This is a genomic window from Pseudomonas sp. SWRI22 (assembly GCF_014268395.2).
Classification (GTDB): Bacteria; Pseudomonadota; Gammaproteobacteria; order Pseudomonadales; family Pseudomonadaceae; genus Aquipseudomonas; species Aquipseudomonas paracarnis.
The window spans coordinates 1,402,436-1,422,705 of record NZ_JABWQK020000001.1 but is presented as its reverse complement, the minus strand read 5'-3'; the positions used below and the strand labels follow the sequence as shown (position 1 = coordinate 1,422,705).

The window sequence follows — 20,270 nt, the reverse complement described above, 5'->3', positions numbered from 1 at the left end:
ATCGGGATGACCTCCCAGCGCACCCGGGAGCGGTTGATCCAGCGTCTGTATGAAGAAGGCTTGTCCAACGCGCAGGTGCTGGAAGTGATCCGGCGCACGCCGCGGCACCTGTTTGTCGATGAGGCGCTGGCGCATCGCGCGTATGAAGACACAGCGTTGCCAATCGGCCACAACCAGACCATTTCTCAGCCCTATATGGTTGCGCGTATGAGCGAGCTATTGCTGGCGGCGGGGCCGTTGGACAAGGTGCTGGAGATTGGTACCGGCTCCGGCTACCAGACGGCCGTGCTGTCGCAATTGGTAGAGCGGGTGTTTTCGGTCGAGCGCATCAAGGTGCTACAGGACCGGGCCAAAGAGCGTCTGGTGGAGCTGAACCTGCGCAACGTGGTATTCCGCTGGGGCGATGGTTGGGAGGGCTGGCCGGCGCTGGCGCCCTACAACGGTATCATCGTCACCGCCGTGGCCACCGATGTGCCGCAAGCCTTGCTGGATCAATTGGCGCCTGGCGGGCGGCTGGTCATCCCGGTGGGCTCCGGCGAAGTGCAACAGTTGATGCTTATTATCCGTGAGGACGAAGGTTTTTCCCGGCATGTACTCGGTGCCGTGCGGTTCGTACCCTTGCTCAACGGCCCGCTGGCCTGATCATTTATTCGCAGGCAGTGAATTCTGTAAGCGCGGATGTGTCTTACGGCGGGGTCCATTGAATCAACATGCCTGGCAGCCACGATTAAACATGATGAATTTTTCCTTTCAGTCAGGTGCCAGTAAAAAGCCAATGCCCAGTTATACTTGCGTCATATTTCAAGCCTGATACAGGCGTTAACGTTCAGCCACCACAAAGGGAGCGGCGGGTGAGTCTCACAGGTCCTGCGCAGCGAATGAGTAAAACAAGCTTTCAGCGACTGGTGCTTGGCCTTGTCTTGAGTTCCTTATTGGCAGCCTGCTCGAGCACGCCATCCGGCGGTGCGCGGGTCGTTGACCGTACCAACGCAACCCCCCAGAGACCTACGGTCACCACCGGCCAATACGTGGTGCGCAAAGGCGACACACTGTTCTCGATTGCCTTCCGTTATGGCTGGGACTACAAGGCGTTGGCCGCCCGTAACAACATTCCTGTGCCGTATACGATCCATCCTGGGCAAACCATTCGTTTCGATGGTCGCTCAGGTTCTGCACCTACGGCAGTTGTGACAAAGTCGGGTTCTTCGCCATCGTCCTCGAGCAAGACCACCATCATCACTCGGCCTGCAGGCAGCGCCACGCCTACGGTTGCGAGCAAGCCGGCACCCGCGCCGTTGCCACCTGCCGGGCCTGCGCCGACCGGATGGGGATGGCCTTCAAACGGAGTGTTGATTGGAAAATTCTCTTCAAACGGTAGTTTGAATAAAGGCATTGATATCGCCGGGGATTTGGGACAGCCTGTTTTAGCTGCGTCTGATGGGACAGTGGTGTACGCCGGGAGTGGTTTGCGGGGCTACGGCGAGCTGGTCATCATCAAACACAGCGATACCTACGTCAGTGCCTACGGTCATAACCGCAGGTTGTTGGTTCGGGAGGGGCAGCAGGTCAAGGTCGGACAGACGATTGCCGAAATGGGGTCAACGGGCACAGACCGGGTGAAACTGCACTTTGAGATTCGCCGCCAAGGGAAGCCTGTAGATCCGCTGCAATTCCTACCCCGTCGTTGATGTGTTGCACAGCCTGTTCCCTCACGTAGAAGGAACAGGCTCCAGCGTTGCCAAGGATAGAGGCGTCGCTTGAGCTTGAGGTCGAACTCACCAAAGGACTATAACAATGGCTCTCAGTAAAGAAGTGCCGGAGTTTGACATCGACGATGAGGTTCTCCTTATGGAGACCGGCATCGATTTGGAAACGATGTCAGATAATGAAGGGGTATCACCACCTTCAGTTCGCACCAAATCCAAAAATGCTGCCGCGTTGAAGCAGCACAAGTACGTTGATTACACGCGGGCGCTCGATGCGACCCAGCTGTACCTCAATGAAATCGGCTTTTCCCCTCTGTTGACCCCCGAAGAAGAAGTCCATTTTGCGCGTCTGTCGCAGAAGGGCGATCCGGCTGGGCGTAAGCGCATGATTGAAAGCAACCTGCGCCTGGTGGTTAAGATCGCCCGACGCTACGTCAATCGTGGGCTGTCCCTGTTGGACCTGATCGAGGAGGGCAACCTGGGCTTGATCCGGGCTGTGGAGAAGTTCGACCCTGAGCGGGGCTTCCGTTTCTCCACCTATGCCACCTGGTGGATTCGCCAGACCATCGAACGGGCGATCATGAATCAGACCCGCACGATCCGTTTGCCGATCCATGTGGTCAAGGAGCTCAATGTCTATCTGCGGGCGGCGCGTGAGCTGACGCAAAAACTCGATCATGAACCTTCGCCTGAAGAGATCGCCAACCTGCTGGAAAAACCGGTAGGGGAGGTCAAGCGCATGCTGGGCCTTAACGAGCGTGTCTCTTCGGTCGATGTCTCGCTGGGGCCGGATTCGGATAAGACCCTGCTGGACACCCTGACCGATGATCGTCCGACAGACCCTTGCGAGCTGCTGCAAGACGATGATCTTTCCCAAAGTATTGACCAGTGGCTCTCAGAGCTCACGGACAAGCAGCGTGAAGTGGTGATTCGCCGCTTCGGCCTGCGCGGCCATGAGAGCAGCACCCTGGAGGATGTAGGCCTGGAGATCGGCCTGACCCGTGAGCGGGTGCGGCAGATCCAGGTAGAGGGCCTCAAGCGCTTGCGCGAGATCCTGGAGAAGAATGGCTTGTCGAGTGAGTCGTTGTTCCAATAAACGACACAAGACAAAAATGTGGGAGCCGGCTTGTGTGGGAGCTGGCTTGCCTGCGATAGCATCAACTCGGTATAGCTAGTGCACCGAGTCGATAGCATCGAAGGCAAGCCAGCTCCCACATACAGCTGCGCTCCCACATTTTTTTGTGTCCGTCATTACATCGGTGTGCTGATCGTTCCACGCTTTGCGTGGGCATGCAGGGGTGACGCAGAGCGTCACAAAAAGCATTACCACGCGGAGCGTGGGAACGAGCAGCCAAAATTCAGGCATAAAAAAACCCCGCTTTTAAGGGCGGGGTTTTTTCGACTAAGTCAGTACAAGTTAGATAACTTGAACTTCTTCAGCTTGCATGCCTTTCTGACCGCGGGTAGCGATGAAAGAAACCTGTTGGCCTTCTTTCAGGCTTTTGAAGCCGTCGGATTGGATAGCTTTGAAGTGAACGAACAGGTCGTCACCGGATTGTGGAGTGATGAAGCCGAAGCCTTTTTCATCGTTGAACCACTTAACGGTACCAGTTTGGCGATTAGACATGGTGTATCTCCTTGGACAAAGTTAACTGCGACTCAGGAAAAGCCCTGGCCGAGACTGAGTGCAAAGAGCAGGAAAAATTCTTGGAGATGGTTGGATCGAAATTCAACATATCGTGTAGAGATTCTCAGTGACACAAGCAGCACAGTGGCGCCACCTTAACCCTTTTTCCGGAACGTGCCAATGGTATTTCCGAAGGTTTCTCTAATTTCGTGACTGGCGGTGGTATTTACAGTCATGGGCGCCTGCCGTCCGGGCCCCGGCCACGCTGGCTGCGGCTTATAGCTGGCAGTGCATTGATCAAGAAAACCGGTGCGGCCTTTGAACCCCAACGCCGGCCCCGGTAAGATGGCCCACAGATTTTTTTCGCCTCGCTATTCAGGACACCGCCATGAGCATCAAATCGGACAAGTGGATTCGCCGCATGGCGCAGGAACACGGCATGATCGAGCCGTTCGTCGAACGCCAGATTCGTGGCGAAGGCGACGAGCGCGTGATTTCGTACGGTGTTTCCAGCTATGGCTACGACGTGCGTTGCGCCGATGAATTCAAGGTGTTCACCAACATCAATTCGGCGATCGTCGATCCGAAAAACTTCGACGAAAAGAGCTTCGTCGACGTCAAGAGCGACGTGTGCATCATCCCGCCCAACTCCTTCGCCCTGGCGCGCACCGTGGAGTTCTTCCGTATTCCTCGCGACGTGCTGACCATCTGCCTGGGTAAAAGCACCTATGCCCGCTGCGGGATTATCGTCAATGTCACGCCGCTTGAGCCTGAGTGGGAAGGCCACGTCACCCTGGAATTCTCCAACACCACGACCTTGCCGGCGAAAATCTACGCCAACGAAGGCGTGGCACAGATGCTGTTCCTGCAGTCCGATGAGGCCTGTGAAGTGTCCTACAAGGACCGTGCGGGCAAGTATCAGGGCCAGCGCGGCGTCACTCTCCCACGCGCTTGATCGAAAGCGCCTACGGGTAAAGGGAATTTGTCTGCAGAAAGTGACTCTATCTAGGTGTACTGCTTCGGCGCGTGTGAAACGCGTCGGGCCATACTTGAGGAGTACCCTATGAAGATCGACCCGCGAATCAGCGCAGAACTCGCCCGGCTTGAACCCAACCAGATTGGTGTTCTGGCCTGGTCCTTGATGGCCAATCCCGCGCACGCGGGGGGCATCCCTGGTCAACCCGAACCTGATTACCCGCAGCCTACCGAGCCGGGTGAGCCGACCTTACCGGACGAGCCGCCACCCGCGCCCGTTGCCTGATACCTGAGCAGGCTTGTCTCGATTCATTGAATCGGCCAGACCTGGTGATCGCCAATCACAAAGATTCGCTGGTCTTGGGCCTGCTCCACGGCATAACCCCCTGTGAACGCGCCGAAGGCTGGCAGCAGGCTAACCTGAGTGCCGATCTGGAAGCACGGCAGGCGTAGCCGCTGGCGCCCTTTGCCGCGCAGGTGGTACACCGGATGCACATGCCCCGCCAGTACATGATGGCTGGCGTGGGCGTCTGGCTCATGTTGCAAGGCGAAAGGGCCCATCAGCAGGGGCTCGGGGATCACCTCGATGCCCAGATCCAACGGTGGGTCGCCGGCGCTTTTGTCGTGATTGCCGCGAATCAAGGTCAAGGCCAATGTGCGATTGCGCTCACGCCAGGCCCTGATTGCGTTCAGGGTGCCGCTGGCGTGAGAGCCGGGACCGTGAAGGAAATCGCCGAGAAAGATCAACTGCGCGAACGGTAGGGCCGATACGAGCCTGTCCAGGCGTTCCAGGTTGGCCGTAGTCGTGCCCTGTGGCACCGGTTGTCCCAGGCTGCGATAGGCCGAAGCCTTGCCAAAATGCGCATCGGCAATCAGCAGGCATCGGCGTGCGGGCCAATACACGGCCTTGTCCGGCAATAGCCAGAGTTCTTCGCCTTCAACCGTCAGTGGGTAATGCATCAGCCTTGCCCTTTGTCGGCGACTTTTTCCAGGTCCTTGACCATCCGCGCGATGCGCTCCGAGAGTTTTTCCGAGCTCATGCTTTCGCGCATCCGTTCTACCAGCAGCGGAAAGGCCAGGGGCGTGGGCCGCTGGATCCTGTGCAGGTCTAGCTTCAATGTCGACAGATGATTGAGCGTCTGTTCCAGTCGGCGAATATCCAGCTCGTCCCGCAGCACTTCTTCCCCGGCCTGGGCCAGCAGCAGATTTTGTGGGTCATATTGCTTGAACACTTCAAAGAACAAACCACTGGAAGCCTGCACTTGTCGCGTACTTTTTGGCGCGCCGGGATACCCGGCAAATACCAGCCCGGCGATTCGCGCAATCTCGCGAAAGCGGCGCAGGGCCAGTTCCCCGGCATTGAGGCTGGCAATTACGTCAGCCAGCAGGCCTTGGGGGCTCAGCAACCGAGTATTCAACAATTGGGGCCACTGCACCTCGGTGGCGCTCAACAGTTCCAGGCCATAATCATTCACCGCAATCGAAAAGGTCAGCGGCTGCTGCTGGCTGACCCGCCACGCCAGCAAACTGGCTAGGCCCAGGTGTACCTGGCGGCCAGCGAATGGGTACAGAAACAGGTGCCAGCCCTCCCGCGACCGCAGGTTCTCGGCCAGCAGATGTTCGCGTGTCGGCAGGCCGGACCAGCGCAATTGGGTGTGCAGCAACGGTTGCACCGCCTTCATCTCTGGGCCGTCGAAGTGCCCATGCGCGGCGGCATCAAAACGCTCGACCACCGCCTGGGCCAGTTCGTTGGAAAGGGGCATGCGCCCGCCATTCCAGCGTGGCACGGCGGCTTTTTTCGCGTTGCTGCGGCGCACATAGGCGGTCATGTTTTCCACACGCACCAGTTCCAGCAAGCGCCCGGCGAACAGAAACCCATCCCCCGGCTTGAGCCTTGCAATAAACCCTTCCTCGACACTGCCCAGGTTCTTGCCGCCGCCGCCCTTGCTCCAGAACTTGAGCTGGATACTGGCATCACTGACGATGGTGCCCACGCTCATGCGGTGGCGGCGTGCCAGGCGGGCATCCGGAACACGCCAGATGCCGTGCTCATCGGGCTCCACCCGGCGGTAATCCGGATAAGCGGTGAGTGACAGGCCACCATGGCGCACAAACCCCAGGGCCCAGGCCCAATCCGCTTCGGTGAGGTCGCGATAGGCCCAGGCGCCGCGCACTTCGTCCAACAGTGCCGCCGGAGTAAACCCGCCGCCCAAGGCCATGCTGACCAGGTGTTGTACCAGCACATCCAGCGGCTTGTACGGTGATTCCCGCGCTTCGATGCGCCGTTGGGCGATCGCATCCTGGGCGGCTGCGGCTTCCACCAGCTCCAGGCTGTGGGTGGGCACCAGCGTTACCCGTGAGGGCCGCCCTGGTGCGTGGCCGGAGCGCCCGGCGCGTTGCATCAGCCGCGCTACGCCCTTGGCGGAGCCGATTTGCAGCACCCGTTCCACCGGCAAGAAGTCCACGCCCAGGTCCAGGCTGGACGTGCACACCACCGCTTTGAGTTGCCCGTCTTTCAACGCTCGCTCCACCCAGTCCCGGGTCTCCCGCGATAGCGAGCCATGGTGCAGTGCAATTAATCCGGCCCAGTCCGGTCGGGCGTCGAGAATCGCCTGGTACCAGATTTCCGATTGGGCCCGGGTGTTGGTAAATACCAGGCAACTGCTGCTGGCCTCTACCTCGGCGACCACTTGCGGCAACATCTTCAAGCCGATATGCCCTGCCCAGGGAAAGCGCTCGGTGACGGGCGGCAGCAAGGTGTCGACCTTCAGTGCCTTGGCCGTTTGCCCCTGTACATTGATGCCGCCGCCCTGTGGGACCAGTACCTCCAAAGCGTGGGCCTGATTACCCAGCGTCGCGGAAATACCCCACACCATCAATTCAGGATGCCAGCGCCGCAAGCGTGCCAGTGCCAGTTGCAACTGCACGCCGCGCTTATTGCCGATCAGTTCGTGCCATTCATCCACGATGACCATGCGCAGGTGCGCCAGGCTGGTTTCACTGTCGGCACGGGCCAGCATCAGGGTCAGGCTTTCCGGGGTGGTGACCAGGGCGGTGGGTTGGCGACGGGTCTGGCGCGCGCGTTCACTGCTGCTGGTGTCACCGGTGCGCAGGCCCACGCTCCAGGGAATCTGCAACGCCTCCAGTGGGGCTTGCAGGGCGCGTGCGGAGTCGGCGGCCAGGGCGCGCATCGGCGTGATCCACAGGACGGTCAGCGGCTCGGCAGGTGGTTTGCGTTTGCCTGTGGCGGGCGGGCGGGTAATGGCGAAACGGTTGAGGGCGGCAAACCAGAGGGCATAGGTTTTACCCGCCCCGGTGCTGGCATGCAGTAACCCCGACTGGCCGGCCTTGACCTCGGCCCATACCTCTTTCTGAAAGGCGAATGGCTTCCACCCTTGGGTGGCAAACCATTGCTTGGCGAAGTCGGGTTTTTTTGCCATGCGGCAGCGGACGCTCTGGAGGGGTTAGTTCAAAGACCCCTGAGGCAGCGCCGACGTTCAACTGCCTAATGCCATTCAGTCAAGCAGAAGCGCTGCCCTGTGGCGAGGGAGCATGCTCCCGCTGGACTGCGTAGCAGTCCCAGTCTTTTTGAGCAAAGAGCGGGGGCCGCTTCGCGCCCCAGCGGGAGCAAGCTCCCTCGCCACAGCAAGCTCGCTCCTACTTCAAATTGCCACTCAGAAACTGTTGCAGGCGTTCGCTTTTCGGATTGCCCAGCACATCCTCCGGCAAGCCCTGCTCCTCCACCAGGCCCTGGTGCAGGAACAGCACCTGGCTTGAAACCTTGCGCGCAAAGCTCATCTCGTGGGTCACCATGATCATGGTGCGGCCTTCCTCGGCCAGGCCCTGGATCACCTTCAAAACTTCGCCCACCAACTCCGGGTCCAGCGCCGACGTGGGTTCATCGAACAGCATCACCTCCGGCTCCATGGCCAGGGCGCGGGCGATGGCGACACGCTGCTGCTGGCCGCCGGAGAGGAACGCCGGGTATTGATCAGCCACGCGCGCCGGCAGCCCGACTTTGTCCAGGTAGCGGCGGGCACGGTCTTCGGCGTCCTTTTTACTGCAACCCAGCACGCGGCGCGGGGCCATGGTGATGTTTTCCAGCACGCTCATGTGGCTCCACAAGTTGAAGTGCTGGAACACCATCGCCAGCCGTGTGCGCAAGCGTTGCAACTCGGCGTCGTCGGCCACGCGCATGCCATGGCGGTCGCTGACCATGCGGATCGCCTGGCCGTCCAGGGTCATGGCGCCATCGTTGGGGGTTTCCAAAAAGTTGATACAGCGCAGGAAGGTACTCTTGCCTGAGCCACTGGCGCCGATCAGGCTGATCACATCACCGGTCTTGGCCTTGAGCGACACACCTTTGAGCACTTGATTGTCGCCATAGCTTTTGTGCAGGCCTTCAACGGTCAGTTTGTACATGTGGCATGCATCCTCAAGGCGAAAGTAGATAACCGCTGCGGTAGGCCTGTGTGCCGGCGACATGGCAGATCACCATGCCGGCCGTGGCCATGCGGCGTAGCGAACGGGCGTAAAGCAGCCCGGCGTGCTGGCAGTGCACAGGCGTCACGCGGTCTGTAATGGGATCGATGATTTCAGCGACCAATTGCCCCGCCTCCAGGTATTCCCCCGGCAGGGCGCTGAACACGAGCAAGCCACCCACTGCAGTGGTCACTGGCTCCACCGCCGCCAACGGCGTAGCCGGGTAGGCCAGGGCAGGCAAGGGGGCTGCATCGCCGCGAATGGTGCCGAAGTGGATCAAATAATCAATGATGGCCTGGCAGTCCAGCGCGGCGAGGCCGTGGTTGACATCGCCCTGGCCACGCAGCTCGACGGTCACCGACAAGCTGCCCATGGGGATCGGGTAGCGTTCGCCGAAGCGTTGCTGCAACTGCCACCACACCAGGGTGAAACACTCGTCAAAAGACTGCCCACCGGAATCGGTGGCCAACAAGTTGGCCTCCGAGCCCAGGTAGCGCGCCAACGGTTCTACCTGTGGCCAGGCTTCGGGCGTGGTGTACAGGTGCGCCACGGCTTCGAAGTCGCAATGCAGGTCCAGCACCACGTCGGCATCACAGGCCAGGCGTTGCAGCACCAGGCGTTGGGAGTGCAACTGGGTCTGGGCGGTGTGCGCGGCCAGGGCGCTGCGGATCAATTGGGCATTGCGCTGCGGATCATCGCCCAGCAGGTCTTCGACCTGGTTACCGACGTCTTCGCTGAGGTCGACAAACAGGCGATTGAAGTTCTGCCCGCTTTCCAGTTCGTAGCGGCCCAAGGGGATGTCCATCAACACCTGTTCCAGGCCCACCGGGTTGGCGACGGGCACCAGCACGATTTCGCTGCGCAAGCGCCCGGTCGCTTCAAGTTCTGCCAGGCGCGCCTTTAAATGCCAGGCCACCAGCATGCCTGGCAATTCATCGGCATGCAGGGAGGACTGGATGTACACCTTGCCTTCGGGCTGCTGCGGGCCGAAGTGAAAACTGTGGATCTGCCGCGCCGTGCCGGGCACCGGTGCGATCAGGTCATGTAGCTGATGGTGCATGCAAGCTCCTTAGTGGCTAGGCCCGAGAAAGGCCAGCCAACGACGTTCCGCCAGGCGAAACAGGCCGACCAGGGCAAAGGTCACCGTCAGATAGATCAGTGCGGCAATGCCAAATGACTGGAAGGTCATGAAGGTGGCAGAGTTGGCATCCCGCGCCACTTTGAGGATGTCCGGGATCGTCGCGGTAAAGGCCACGGTGGTCGAATGCAGCATCAGGATCACTTCGTTGCTGTAGTAGGGCAACGAGCGTCGCAACGCGGAAGGCATGATCACGTAGGCGTACAGCTTCCAGCCACTGAGGCCGTAAGCCTTGGCCGCCTCGACTTCGCCGTGGGCCATGCTGCGGATTGCCCCGGCGAAAATCTCCGTGGTGTAGGCGCAAGTGTTGAGGGCGAAGGCGAGCAGGGTGCAGTTCATCGCGTCGCGAAAGAACGCATCCAGCACCGGTTGTGCTCGTACGGCGGCAAGGCTGTAGATGCCGGTGTAGCAGATCAGCAATTGGATATAGAGCGGAGTGCCACGAAACAGGTAGGTGTAGAACTGCACGGGCCAACGCACCATGCGCTTGCGCGAAACGCGGGCGATGGACAGTGGAATCGACACCAGAAAACCGATGACCAATGAGGCGCTGAGCAGCCACAAGGTCATGGCCAGGCCGGTGATGTGCTGGCCGTCGCTGTAAAGAAAAGGGCGCCAGTATTCCTGCAATAGCTCGATCATCGCACTGCCTCCCGGGCGCCTGCGGAGTAGCGACGTTCAAGTCGGCGCAAGACAAAGTTGGAGGCGCTGGTGATCAACAGGTAGATCAGCGCCGCCAGCACCAGGAAATAAAACAGTTGATAGGTGCTCTTGCCAGCGTCCTGGGCGGCTTTTACCAAGTCTGCGAGGCCGATGATCGACACCAGTGCGGTGGCCTTGAGCATCACCATCCAGTTATTGCCGATGCCCGGCAGCGCAAAGCGCATCATCTGCGGGAAGGTCACGTAGCGAAACCGCTGCCCGCGCTTGAGCCCGTAAGCGGTGGAGGCTTCGAGTTGGCCGCGGGGCACGGCGAGGATCGCACCGCGAAAGGTTTCGGTGAAATACGCACCGTAGATAAAGCCCAGGGTGATCACCCCGGCGCTGAACGGGTCGATCTCGATGTATTCCCATTCCATAAAGTCGGTAAAGCCACTGAGCCAGGTTTGCAGGCTGTAGAAAATCAACAGCATCAGCACCAGGTCCGGCACACCGCGAATCAGAGTGGTATAGAGCTGGGCGGGGATACGCACAATGGCCAGGCTGGACAGTTTGGCGCTGGCGCCGAGCAGGCCCAGCAATACGCTGACGGCCAGGGACAGCACCGACAACTTGATGGTCATCCAGGTGCCTTGCAGCAACAGCGGGCCGAAACCCTTCAAGCTGAATGCGCTCAGCCCGAGGGTTTGCAACAGATCTTCGAACATAAATCAGGACCTATGGCGATAAAAAAGCGCCCCACCCGAAGCAGGGCGCCCCAGGCATTATTTGCCGCTGTACAGGTTCAGATCGCCAAAGTGTTTCTTCTGGATAGTGGCGTAGGTGCCATCATCGTGTAACGCTTTGATACCTTTATCCAAAAGCGCCTTGAGTTCAGTGTTACCTTTTTTGATACCGACGGCGGTTTTCGACGGCAGCAGCGGGTCGTCGATAGCGGCGCTCACTTCATAGCCAGCACCGGCTGGCGACTTGAGGAAGCCCAGTTCGGCTTGGAGCATGTCCTGCACGGAAGCGTCGAGGCGCCCGGAGGTCAGGTCGGCGTACACCTGGTCCTGGTTGGCGTAAGCCTTGGTGGTCACCCCGGCTTTATCCAGTACGGCCTTGGCGTAGGCTTCCTGGATGGTGCCTTGCTCGTAACCCACGGATTTGCCCTTGAGAGATTCTGGCGTCGAATAGCCAGCGCCTTTCTTGAACACCAGCGAAGTCGGGCCGGAGAACAGCTCAGAGGAGAAGTCGATCGCCTTCTCGCGCACGGGGGTCACGGTCATCGACGAAATCACGCCATCGAATTTATTGGCTTTCAGGCCCGGGATCATGCCGTCGAAGTCACTTTCGACCCACTTGCACTTGACCTTCAGCTCCGCGCAGATCGCATTGCCCAGGTCGATATCGAAGCCCACCAGGCTGCCGTCGGCGGCCTTGGATTCGAACGGTGCATAGGAAGGGTCGACACCAAAACGCAATTCCTTGTATTCCTTGGCTGTAGCAACACCAGCAGCCATGCACAGAGTCAGTGCAGAAAGGGTCAGCAATGCTTTTTTCATTATGTAATCCCTGGAAACCAAGATAAGCGCTTGTGGCGCGATTAGGACTGTTACTGAACGGTGTCAGACCCATCACAAGTAGCAATTTCTGCACCATAGTTCCGGATGGGCTTTTTAAACGATGGGATAAGGCAGTTCCAAGTGTAGGCGGCGCCCAAAAATGGGCATGGAATTTCCAGTGCACCATTGTGGAACTGTCGCTGATCAAAAGGTGGGAGCTGGCTTGCCTGCGATAGCGGTGGGTCAGTTGTTACATGGGGTACTGACTCACCGCTATCGCAGGCAAGCCAGCTCCCACAAGGGGCTACATCAGGCTAGCAAGTCTTGTAGCGTGGCCAGGTTGTCCGCTTCATCCACCGCCTTGTCCTGGCGCCAGCGCAGCATCCGCGGAAACCGCACCGCAATCCCGCTCTTGTGCCGCTTGGACAGGGCAATCCCTTCAAAACCCAACTCAAACACCATGCTCGGCGTCACGCTGCTGACCGGGCCGAACTTCTCCACCGTGGTTTTGCGCACAATGGCGTCGACCTTGCGCATTTCCTCGTCGGTCAGCCCGGAATACGCCTTGGCGAACGGCACCAGTGTGCGCTCGCTTCCCGGTGGGCTGTCCCATACCGCGAAGGTGTAGTCGCTGTAGAGGCTGGCGCGCCGGCCATGGCCGCGCTGGGCGTAGATCAACACGGCGTCGACGCTGAAGGGGTCGACCTTCCATTTCCACCAAAGGCCCATGTCCTTGGTGCGGCCCACGCCGTAGAGGCCGTTGCGATCCTTGAGCATCATGCCTTCCACGCCCAGGCTGCGAGAGGCTTCGCGCTGCTCGGCCAAGGCTGCCCAAGTCTTGCCTTCCAGCAAGGGCGAAGGCAATAAGACCGGTTGGTTGCACGTAGCGATCACCTGTTCCAATTGGGTGCGACGTTCGGCCTGGATGTGGTTGCGCCAGTCGTCGCCCTGATACTCCAGCAAGTCGTAGGCGAGCACGGCCACTGGCGCATCCTCAAGGACTTTTTTACTCAGGGTCTTGCGGCCAATGCGCTGTTGCAGCAGCGCGAAGGGTTGTACCGAGTCTTTCCACACCACGATTTCGCCATCGATCACCGTACCGTCGGGCAGGCCACTGACCAGGCTGTGGAGTTCAGGGAAGCGTTCAGTCAGCAATTCTTCACCGCGAGACCAGACCCACAGGCGTCCCTCGCGCTTGACCAGTTGTGCGCGAATGCCATCAAACTTCCATTCCACCTGCCAATCGGCGGGTGAACCGAGCAGCGTGTCGAATTGCTCCACCGGTTGCGCCAGCCCGTGAGCCAGAAAAAACGGATAGGGTTGCCCGCCACGTTGCGCGTGTTCGTCGGACGATTCGGCGGCAATCAGCTTTAGATAGCCTTCGGCTGTGGGACGGTTCGACAAATCGGTGTAGCCCACTAGCCGCTGCGCCACGCGTTTGCTGTCGAGATCGGCCATGGCGGCGAGGGCGCGGGTCACCAGCAGTTTGGATACCCCGACCCGGAAGCTGCCGGTGATCAATTTGATGCACACCATCAGGCTCGGTTGGTCCAGTTGCGCCCACAGCGCCGGCAGCCGGTCTGCAAGGTCCAAGGGTGGCAGACCGCGCAGGGGCAGCAGTTTTTCTTCCAGCCACACGGCCAGGCCGTCTTCGGATGTGTAGGTGGATTCTGGCAGGAGCAGTGAGATCGTCTCGGCCAGGTCACCTACGGACTGGTAGCTCTCTTCGAACAGCCAGGGTTCGATGCCGGCCGCTTCGGTGGCCATGTCCCGTAGCAGGCGCGTCGGCACCAGCTGTCGTGGCCTCCCGCCGCTAAGAAAGTAAACGGCCCAAGCGGCATCTGCTGGCGGCGCCTGCAGAAAGTAGGCCTGCAGGGCGGCGAGCTTGGCATTGCTGGAAGTGGTGGCGTCGAGGTTAGCGTACAGCTCAGCGAAGGCTTTCATGCCGTGGCCTCTTCTTCGTCATCACCGTATTCGGTGCTGAAGCCTTGGGCATCCAAGCCCTTTTCCCGCAGGTGGCGTACCAACACACCGACCGAACCATGGGTGACCATCACCCGTTGCGCGCCGGTTTGTTCGATGGCCCATAACAGGCCCGGCCAGTCGGCGTGGTCCGAGAGCACGAAGCCACGGTCCACGCCGCGCCGCCGTCTGGTACCGCGCAGGCGCATCCAGCCGCTGGCGAAGGCGTCGCTGTAGTCGCCAAAGCGGCGCATCCAGGTACTGCCTCCAGCGGAGGGCGGGGCGATGATCAGGGCTTGGCGCAGCAGTGGGTCGGTCTTTTTGAAGTCGCCGGCATACAGGGTCTCGGGGATGTAGATGCCCGCTTCGCGGTACACCCGGTTCAACGGCTCGACCGCGCCGTGGCTGAGGATCGGGCCGATGCTGGCGTCCAGCCCATGGAGGATGCGTTGGGCCTTGCCGAAGGAGTAGCAGAACAACACGCTGGCTTTGCCGCTGGCGATATTGGCCTGCCACCAGTCATTGATCCCGGCAAAAATCTGCGCCTGGGGCTGCCAGCGGTAAATCGGCAGGCCGAAGGTGGATTCGGTGATAAAGGTGTGGCAACGCACCGGTTCGAAGGGCGCGCAGGTACCATCGGGTTCGACCTTGTAGTCGCCGGACGCCACCCAGACCTCGCCCTGGTATTCCAGGCGTACCTGGGCCGAGCCCAGTACATGCCCGGCGGGATGAAAACTCAAAGTCACGCCGTGATGCACCAACCGTTCACCGTAGGCCAGGGTTTGCAGGTTGATGTCCTGGCCCAGGCGCCAGCGCAGGATACCTTCGCCGGGGGCGGCGGCCAGGTAGTGTTGATTGCCGGTGCGGGCGTGGTCGCCGTGGGCGTGGGTGATGACCGCACGTTCCACTGGACGCCAGGGGTCGATATAAAAATCACCGGCAGGGCAGTAGAGGCCTTCGGGGCGGGCGATGACAAGGTCCATGGGGGTGCCGGGGCGGTGGGCTTGTTAGTTATGAGGCGGGGCTGGGTGCAGAAGTTCTATCTGAATGCAGGTAGTACAAAGGTGGGAGTTGGCTTGCCTGCGATGACGGTCTGAAAGCCGACACCTATCTACCTGACACCCGACGATCCAACTGCGGGAGCTGGCTTGCCTGCGATGGCGGCCTGACAGCCGAAGCTGTTATCTGTGTACATATCCATTTCTGCGGTAACGGCCACTTAGGGTTCCGCTTTTACAGCGGGTCACTTTTGGAAAAGAGCCCGGAATGCCGGCCCAGCCAAAAGTAACCAAAAAGGCTCTTGCCCCACCACTCGGCACCTCGCCCAGGCTCGGTGTGCCCGTAATCCGCCAGTGATTTGGGGGGCCGCCGCCACGCGCCATCCATGGCGCGGGGCGGCTAAACCGGCATCCCTGCCGGTTTACCCCCCAAATCCCTGTCGAATTCCGGCCAGCGTGGTTTGAAGGGGCGCCTAAGATCAAGATCAAAAGCAGATCAAGAGCAAGATCAAGAGCGGCTCGCTTCGCAACGTGGTTACCGTCGGCTGCTATCGCAGGCAAGCCACAATGCCAGTCAGTCAAGCGGTCATCGCCGACTGTAGGAGCGAGCTTGCTCGCGAAAATCGTCAACGATAACGCATGCTTGCTGAATGAAAGCGGCGCCTGTGAGTTTTTCGCGAGCAAGCTCGCTCCTACAAAAAGCCCTTAACTGACTGGCATTGAGGCAAGCCAGCTCCCACAGCGTTATCCAGTTTCGTCAGGGAAGCCCGGTTACTTACCAGGCGTCAGGGTCAACCTTGTCTTGCCATACACCTTTTCAAAGTTCTGCGGCTGCATCGGAAAGCTCAGGTATTGCGCCTTCAGCGACGGGTCGATGCCATTGACATAGTTGGGGCTGGCCGGGTTGCCGGATTGGCCGATGCCGCCCTGGCCCATCATCGGTTCCACTTGGCCGAAGTCGATGATCATGCGCAGCGCCGACACCTGGGTCGCGTTGAAATCCTGGCCCCAGCTATACGGCGCCGGGTTCAAGGTATTGTGGTCGCCACCGCTGGCAAAGGGACCGCGGATGACCTGGCCGCTGGTGTTTTTCCAGGTGGTGCTGTGCAGCTTGCCCCACTGCCAAGCCTTGTGGTCGGCGCCCAGTTGGCTGTCGCCAGTAGTGATGGCGGCGGCCAGGGTGCGAGCCAGGATCGCGGGTTTGTCTTCTTTTTGCGGTGTACGCGTGTCATCCCAGAATGGGCTGTCTTCACGGCCCAGCAGGTGGTCGGCGATGGCCGAGTAGGACAGGCTGGCGTTGCTGGCGAAGGCTTTCCAACTGGCGCTGTTTTCCGGGCCAAGTTTGTCCAGGAAGATCTGCCGGGCGCTTTCCTGCAGGAACAGTTCGTAGATTGCCGCGTCAGCCGAGGTGGTTGCCAGCCGACCATCGAAGGTCATCAGGCGCTCCAGTGCTTCGCGGGCCTTGGCACGTTCCGCTGTCGGCAGGGCCTCGATGGCCTGCTTGAGCGGCTGGGCCATGCCGGGTGCCTGGAACATGTTCTTGAGTTTGGCGGCGAAGAGGGTGGTCTGGTCGTATTGCATGGCGATCAGGCTGCGGCTGTCATGCTTGCCGGCGTTGGCCAGTTGCGCCAGGCGCTCGCTGCGCTCCGGTGCATCCCAGGCGTTGGACAGTTGCATGCCGTAGCCACGCGGCGCGGTACGCTGGTTGGCGGTGCCGATCCAGCCTTGGGCCGGGTCCTGGTCGTACGGGTGCAGCATCGCGTCCGCGTATCCGTCCCAGTCAAAGCGCGTGTCCCAGCCCGGCGATGGCAACAGGCCTTCGCCTTCGCGGCGGTTGGGGAAACGGCCGGTGACCTGCCAGCCGATGTTGCTGGCGTCGGCGAAGATCATGTTCAGGGCGATGGCGCGAATCTCGCGGGTAGCATCCGAGGCCTTGCCGGCGTTTTGTGCGCGGGACAGGTCGAAGAACGCATCCAGGCTCTTGTCGTCCTTGAAGTCGGCGGTTTGCAAGGCCAGGCCAAGACCGCTGGTGAGCGCCTGGCTGCTGTTGAGCAGAGCGCCGTGGCGGGTTTCGTACACCACTTCGCGAATCGAGCGCTGGCCCTTGATGAAGAAGGTTTCGTTGCGCACGCCGGCCGGCAGCCATTTGCCGTTGTTCTCGTAGTACAGCGCATTGCCCTGGCGTTTGACCTTCTCGAGGAACAGGTCCTGGGTGTCGCCCTTGACCGCGCTCATGCTCCACGCGACCTTGCCGTTGAAACCCGACAGCAGGGTCGGCAGGCCGGCAATCGAAGCACCGACAGCCTGGTATTTGGGCGCACGAATCTGCACGTAGTTCCACGGCGACGGTGCTTGTGGCTGCGCGGCGATGTCGTTGGCCAACAGGCTCTTGCCGCTGCGGCTGCGTTGCGGGCCAATGGCCCAGTTGCTTGAGGTGGTGACGCCCAGGGCATTGAGGCTGCGCAATTGCTGGCCCACCGTCTCTAGCCCGGCGAGGCCGGTGATCTGGCTCAGGTTGACGCCTTTGAGCTTGTCGGCTTCGGCCAGCGGGACGGGTTCGTCCGGTGCGCTTGGGGTGAGCCAGGCGAGTTTGTCGACGCCGACCTTTTGCGCCAGCACCAGGGACGAAAGCTCCTCCTGCAAGTTGCTCGACTGGCTGAAATTGAGCAGGCAGAACAGCAGCGCCGAATCTTCCGGCTTCCAGTACTCGGGCTTGTAGCCGCTCTGGGCCAGGTCCGTCGGCAACTTGTCGCGATAACGGAACAGGTAGGCGTTGACGCCTCGGGCATACACTTCAAAGAAGCGTTTGAGGCGCGGCGATGAGGCGCTATACAACTCGCCAGCGCTTTTCTTGAGGTTGACCGCCCGCATGAAACGGTCGACGTCCAGCACTTGCGGCCCCGACATTTCCGCCAGGCGGCCCTGGGCCAGCAGGCGCAGGGTGACCATCTGGGTGATGCGGTCGCTGGCGTGCACGTAACCGAGGCTGAACAGTGCGTCGTGGAAGGTGTTGCTTTCGATCAGCGGCATGCCTTGGGCATTGCGGCGCACCGACACATTCTGTGCCAGGCCCTTGATTGGCTGCACGCCAGCAACGGGCGGCAGGGTGTCCTGGGTGTTCTGGAGCTGGCAACCGGCCAGGCCCAAGGCACTGACCACTGCCGCGGCAACGCCGAACCGGGGAAGAAAATGTAAGAGGGCTGGCGAGGCCATGGCAAAGCTCCTGCGGGGGGTAGCGTCAGTAAAGGCGCTACGTTAGTGAGCGCGGTGAAACGACGCAAGCGGGAGTTTTGGCAATTGCGTGAGAACTTGAAACAGCCACCAATCGAGGTGGCTTAAGGTTTTGTAGGAGCGAGCTTGCTCGCGAGAAACCCATAGGCGCCGCGTTTACTCAGAAAACGCGCGCTATCGTTGACGTTTTTCGCGAGCAAGCTCGCTCCTACCCGTGCGGTTTAAGCACCGTGGCACTTCTTGAATTTCTTCTCGCTGCCGCACGGGCAAGGATCGTTGCGACCGACGTCCTTCAACGCATTGCGCACCGGCTCCTGGTGAGCGTGGCCGCAGTTCGGGCCGTGGACATGGCCGTGGTCGTGATCATGATGATCATGATCGTGGTTGCAGTCAGGACCATGGACATGAGGTTGCTGTGTCATCGATGTTGCTCCGGAATAAAATCGCCGGGGATTATCTCGCCATTGTGTGCCACCTGCACGTCATTACCGATGAATAATCCGGTTTTCAGTTCGCCTTCTAAACGATAAGGCACGGGCCGGTCGGGATTTTTCAGCATCTGCACCACCTCACGCACCTGTGGCCAGAGGTTGGTGCGCACCGAGACCTTGAAGAATTTATGACCGCGTGGCGGTACGGTCAGCCACTCGTTGGACTCGCCTTCGGTCAACACCAGATTGCCCAGGCTGACCTTGTAGACCAGGCCGCGCACGGTTAGGTCGGCGTCGTCGCGGTTGTCCACGCGAAAGTACAGCTTGAATTTCTGTTCCAGCAGCTTGGCCCGCACCACTTCGACCTTGACCAGGGAAACGTGGGGGGGCGGCGCGTCGTCTTCGAACCAGGACGCGCAGCCGGTCAGGCCCAGGGTCAACGCCAGCATCAAGCTATACATCCGAAGCATGGCGCTATCCCCGTCGAGTGATTAGAAGTAGCTGGAACAGCACTTCTTGAATTTCTGCCCGCTGCCACACAAACAGGCATCGTTACGTCCGGCCTTCACTTCTACCGTAGGGTCGATGAAGTACCAGCGCCCTTCATTCTGTACGAAAGAAGACTGCTCGCGGTGACTATGTTCACCGGCAGCGTCATGCCAGCGCGCGGTAAAGGTGACAAAGGCGTGCTCAGGCTGGCCGCCGAATACCTCGGAGCTTTCCACCTCCAGGCCCAGCCAGGTGCTCTGGGCACTCCAGGCGGCAATGGCGTCGCGGTCCAGGCCGGCCTGTTGCGCAGGCAGCGTAGTGGCGACCAGGTAATCGACCAGGCCCAGCACATAGGCGCTGTAGCGCGAGCGCATCAACGCGCTGGCGCAGGGGGCCGGGTGGCCGGCGTGATAATGGCCGCAGCAGGCATCCAGCAGATTGCCGCTGCCGCAGGGGCAAATGGATGTACTCATCGGGTTACCACCAATACTTTCCGAAGTTTTCCGGGTTGGCCCAGAAGCGGGCGTTGAGCCAGTCCGGCACCTGTTTATAGTCAAGCAGATCATAGGTAAACAGCGTCAGCACCTGATCATCGCGTTGGAAGCGTTCGCCGGCTTGCAGGGCCAGGGAGAAAAAATCGGTGTCCTTCCAGTCGCAGGCACCCAGGTCCACCAGCACGGCAATGCGGCTGGCGTTGAGGTTACGGATGCCTCCGAGCAGGGTCAGGCCTTGGGGTTTGGACAGATGCTCCAGGCAGTCGACCACCAACGCGATGTCAAAGCGCTGCACGGCGAGGTCTTCCGGCAACGGTCCTGGCGCGGCATAGAACACCTCGGTATCCGCGTGCGCAGCCCGGAAGGCATCCAGCGCCGGAAATTGGCTGGCGCCCACTAACAACAGGCGTTTTGGCCTGTGAAGGTCCAGCAGGGCCGCCAAGGCTTGTTGGGGCGTACGGGCAGAAATTCCAGCGGTCATTGCAGATCCTCGCATCAAGACCGTAGAGACTAGCGCGGCTAGGCGCGTGGGC

The 20,270-nt window shown here is 60.4% G+C and carries 20 protein-coding genes; 5 read left to right on the top strand and 15 right to left on the bottom strand.

Annotation, left to right across the window (positions count from 1 at the left end; all coding sequences use genetic code 11):
- Nucleotides 1–6: 6 nt before the first annotated feature.
- The 3 genes from HU730_RS06200 (at nucleotide 7) to rpoS (ending at nucleotide 2,802) form a co-directional block, all read left to right on the top strand.
- Complete coding sequence (locus tag HU730_RS06200; RefSeq protein ID WP_169850588.1) at nucleotides 7–642, top strand: protein-L-isoaspartate(D-aspartate) O-methyltransferase; 636 nt, start codon at nucleotides 7–9, stop codon at nucleotides 640–642.
- Nucleotides 643–851: 209 nt separating this feature from the next.
- A complete protein-coding gene (locus HU730_RS06195) occupies nucleotides 852–1,688 on the top strand; it encodes a peptidoglycan DD-metalloendopeptidase family protein (RefSeq protein ID WP_003189213.1) in 837 nt (278 codons plus the stop codon).
- A 106-nt stretch (nucleotides 1,689–1,794) separates the two neighbouring features.
- Nucleotides 1,795–2,802, top strand: a complete 1,008-nt coding sequence (rpoS, locus tag HU730_RS06190) for an RNA polymerase sigma factor RpoS (protein WP_034126846.1) — start codon at nucleotides 1,795–1,797, stop codon at nucleotides 2,800–2,802.
- 321 nt (nucleotides 2,803–3,123) lie between these two features.
- On the opposite strand, the gene HU730_RS06185 is transcribed toward rpoS, so the two are convergent.
- Nucleotides 3,124–3,333 (bottom strand): cold-shock protein, encoded by a 210-nt coding sequence (locus HU730_RS06185; protein ID WP_002554837.1) that lies wholly within the window; start codon nucleotides 3,331–3,333, stop codon nucleotides 3,124–3,126.
- A gap of 388 nt (nucleotides 3,334–3,721) precedes the next feature.
- Between HU730_RS06185 and dcd the strand changes: the two genes are divergently transcribed.
- Complete coding sequence (dcd, locus tag HU730_RS06180) at nucleotides 3,722–4,288, top strand: dCTP deaminase (protein ID WP_003189215.1); 567 nt, start codon at nucleotides 3,722–3,724, stop codon at nucleotides 4,286–4,288.
- A gap of 108 nt (nucleotides 4,289–4,396) precedes the next feature.
- Complete coding sequence (locus HU730_RS06175) at nucleotides 4,397–4,594, top strand: hypothetical protein (protein WP_005785769.1); 198 nt, start codon at nucleotides 4,397–4,399, stop codon at nucleotides 4,592–4,594.
- Between the two features lie 23 nt (nucleotides 4,595–4,617).
- On the opposite strand, the gene pdeM is transcribed toward HU730_RS06175, so the two are convergent.
- The 14 genes from pdeM to HU730_RS06105 form a co-directional block, all read right to left on the bottom strand.
- Entirely contained in the window at nucleotides 4,618–5,268 is a 651-nt protein-coding gene (gene pdeM / locus HU730_RS06170) for a ligase-associated DNA damage response endonuclease PdeM (protein WP_186526519.1), read from the bottom strand.
- Nucleotides 5,268–7,748, bottom strand: a complete 2,481-nt coding sequence (locus HU730_RS06165) for a ligase-associated DNA damage response DEXH box helicase (protein WP_096144481.1) — start codon at nucleotides 7,746–7,748, stop codon at nucleotides 5,268–5,270. The genes pdeM and HU730_RS06165 overlap by 1 nt, the downstream gene beginning before the upstream one ends.
- Before the next feature lie 217 nt (nucleotides 7,749–7,965).
- On the bottom strand, nucleotides 7,966–8,730 hold the full coding sequence (locus HU730_RS06160; RefSeq protein ID WP_034126849.1) for an ATP-binding cassette domain-containing protein: 765 nt from the start codon (nucleotides 8,728–8,730) through the stop codon (nucleotides 7,966–7,968).
- A 13-nt stretch (nucleotides 8,731–8,743) separates the two neighbouring features.
- Complete coding sequence (locus tag HU730_RS06155) at nucleotides 8,744–9,850, bottom strand: succinylglutamate desuccinylase/aspartoacylase family protein (RefSeq protein ID WP_186526520.1); 1,107 nt, start codon at nucleotides 9,848–9,850, stop codon at nucleotides 8,744–8,746.
- A 9-nt stretch (nucleotides 9,851–9,859) separates the two neighbouring features.
- On the bottom strand, nucleotides 9,860–10,570 hold the full coding sequence (locus tag HU730_RS06150; protein ID WP_054917884.1) for an ABC transporter permease: 711 nt from the start codon (nucleotides 10,568–10,570) through the stop codon (nucleotides 9,860–9,862).
- Nucleotides 10,567–11,295: an ABC transporter permease gene (locus tag HU730_RS06145; RefSeq protein ID WP_186526521.1), complete on the bottom strand. Its 729-nt coding sequence runs from the start codon at nucleotides 11,293–11,295 to the stop codon at nucleotides 10,567–10,569. Before HU730_RS06145 ends, HU730_RS06150 begins: the two co-directional genes overlap by 4 nt.
- A 57-nt stretch (nucleotides 11,296–11,352) precedes the next feature.
- Nucleotides 11,353–12,132 (bottom strand): transporter substrate-binding domain-containing protein, encoded by a 780-nt coding sequence (locus HU730_RS06140; protein WP_060764371.1) that lies wholly within the window; start codon nucleotides 12,130–12,132, stop codon nucleotides 11,353–11,355.
- 309 nt (nucleotides 12,133–12,441) lie between these two features.
- The gene (locus HU730_RS06135) at nucleotides 12,442–14,076 is read right to left on the bottom strand and encodes an ATP-dependent DNA ligase (protein WP_060764375.1); all 1,635 of its coding nucleotides are present in this window, start codon (nucleotides 14,074–14,076) and stop codon (nucleotides 12,442–12,444) included.
- Nucleotides 14,073–15,077 (bottom strand): ligase-associated DNA damage response exonuclease, encoded by a 1,005-nt coding sequence (locus HU730_RS06130; RefSeq protein ID WP_054897985.1) that lies wholly within the window; start codon nucleotides 15,075–15,077, stop codon nucleotides 14,073–14,075. Before HU730_RS06130 ends, HU730_RS06135 begins: the two co-directional genes overlap by 4 nt.
- 786 nt (nucleotides 15,078–15,863) lie before the next feature.
- Nucleotides 15,864–18,305 (bottom strand): penicillin acylase family protein, encoded by a 2,442-nt coding sequence (locus HU730_RS06125; protein WP_186527898.1) that lies wholly within the window; start codon nucleotides 18,303–18,305, stop codon nucleotides 15,864–15,866.
- 239 nt (nucleotides 18,306–18,544) lie between these two features.
- A complete protein-coding gene (locus HU730_RS06120; RefSeq protein ID WP_003189235.1) occupies nucleotides 18,545–18,745 on the bottom strand; it encodes an SEC-C metal-binding domain-containing protein in 201 nt (66 codons plus the stop codon).
- The gene (locus HU730_RS06115; RefSeq protein ID WP_054897983.1) at nucleotides 18,742–19,224 is read right to left on the bottom strand and encodes an LEA type 2 family protein; all 483 of its coding nucleotides are present in this window, start codon (nucleotides 19,222–19,224) and stop codon (nucleotides 18,742–18,744) included. Before HU730_RS06115 ends, HU730_RS06120 begins: the two co-directional genes overlap by 4 nt.
- Before the next feature lie 21 nt (nucleotides 19,225–19,245).
- Entirely contained in the window at nucleotides 19,246–19,716 is a 471-nt protein-coding gene (locus HU730_RS06110; protein ID WP_034125936.1) for a YchJ family protein, read from the bottom strand.
- Between the two features lie 4 nt (nucleotides 19,717–19,720).
- Nucleotides 19,721–20,218 carry a DUF6231 family protein gene (locus HU730_RS06105; RefSeq protein ID WP_060764378.1) on the bottom strand — a complete coding sequence of 166 codons (498 nt, stop codon included), beginning with the start codon at nucleotides 20,216–20,218 and terminating at the stop codon, nucleotides 19,721–19,723.
- Between the last annotated feature and the right edge of the window lie 52 nt (nucleotides 20,219–20,270).

Excerpts from the sequence above, each read along its gene's own strand:
- HU730_RS06130 (WP_054897985.1), bottom strand. The coding sequence starts at position 15,077 with ATGGACCTTGTCATCGCCCGCCCCGAAGGCCTCTACTGCCCTGCCGGT.
- HU730_RS06115 (WP_054897983.1), bottom strand. The coding sequence starts at position 19,224 with ATGCTTCGGATGTATAGCTTGATGCTGGCGTTGACCCTGGGCCTGACC.
- HU730_RS06135 (WP_060764375.1), bottom strand. The coding sequence starts at position 14,076 with ATGAAAGCCTTCGCTGAGCTGTACGCTAACCTCGACGCCACCACTTCC.
- HU730_RS06165 (WP_096144481.1), bottom strand. The coding sequence starts at position 7,748 with ATGGCAAAAAAACCCGACTTCGCCAAGCAATGGTTTGCCACCCAAGGG.
- HU730_RS06105 (WP_060764378.1), bottom strand. The coding sequence starts at position 20,218 with ATGACCGCTGGAATTTCTGCCCGTACGCCCCAACAAGCCTTGGCGGCC.
- HU730_RS06150 (WP_054917884.1), bottom strand. The coding sequence starts at position 10,570 with ATGATCGAGCTATTGCAGGAATACTGGCGCCCTTTTCTTTACAGCGAC.
- HU730_RS06155 (WP_186526520.1), bottom strand. The coding sequence starts at position 9,850 with ATGCACCATCAGCTACATGACCTGATCGCACCGGTGCCCGGCACGGCG.
- pdeM (WP_186526519.1), bottom strand. The coding sequence starts at position 5,268 with ATGCATTACCCACTGACGGTTGAAGGCGAAGAACTCTGGCTATTGCCG.
- rpoS (WP_034126846.1), top strand. The coding sequence starts at position 1,795 with ATGGCTCTCAGTAAAGAAGTGCCGGAGTTTGACATCGACGATGAGGTT.
- HU730_RS06175 (WP_005785769.1), top strand. The coding sequence starts at position 4,397 with ATGAAGATCGACCCGCGAATCAGCGCAGAACTCGCCCGGCTTGAACCC.
- HU730_RS06125 (WP_186527898.1), bottom strand. The coding sequence starts at position 18,305 with ATGGCCTCGCCAGCCCTCTTACATTTTCTTCCCCGGTTCGGCGTTGCC.
- HU730_RS06145 (WP_186526521.1), bottom strand. The coding sequence starts at position 11,295 with ATGTTCGAAGATCTGTTGCAAACCCTCGGGCTGAGCGCATTCAGCTTG.
- HU730_RS06185 (WP_002554837.1), bottom strand. The coding sequence starts at position 3,333 with ATGTCTAATCGCCAAACTGGTACCGTTAAGTGGTTCAACGATGAAAAA.
- HU730_RS06160 (WP_034126849.1), bottom strand. The coding sequence starts at position 8,730 with ATGTACAAACTGACCGTTGAAGGCCTGCACAAAAGCTATGGCGACAAT.
- dcd (WP_003189215.1), top strand. The coding sequence starts at position 3,722 with ATGAGCATCAAATCGGACAAGTGGATTCGCCGCATGGCGCAGGAACAC.
- HU730_RS06200 (WP_169850588.1), top strand. The coding sequence starts at position 7 with ATGACCTCCCAGCGCACCCGGGAGCGGTTGATCCAGCGTCTGTATGAA.
- HU730_RS06140 (WP_060764371.1), bottom strand. The coding sequence starts at position 12,132 with ATGAAAAAAGCATTGCTGACCCTTTCTGCACTGACTCTGTGCATGGCT.
- HU730_RS06110 (WP_034125936.1), bottom strand. The coding sequence starts at position 19,716 with ATGAGTACATCCATTTGCCCCTGCGGCAGCGGCAATCTGCTGGATGCC.
- HU730_RS06120 (WP_003189235.1), bottom strand. The coding sequence starts at position 18,745 with ATGACACAGCAACCTCATGTCCATGGTCCTGACTGCAACCACGATCAT.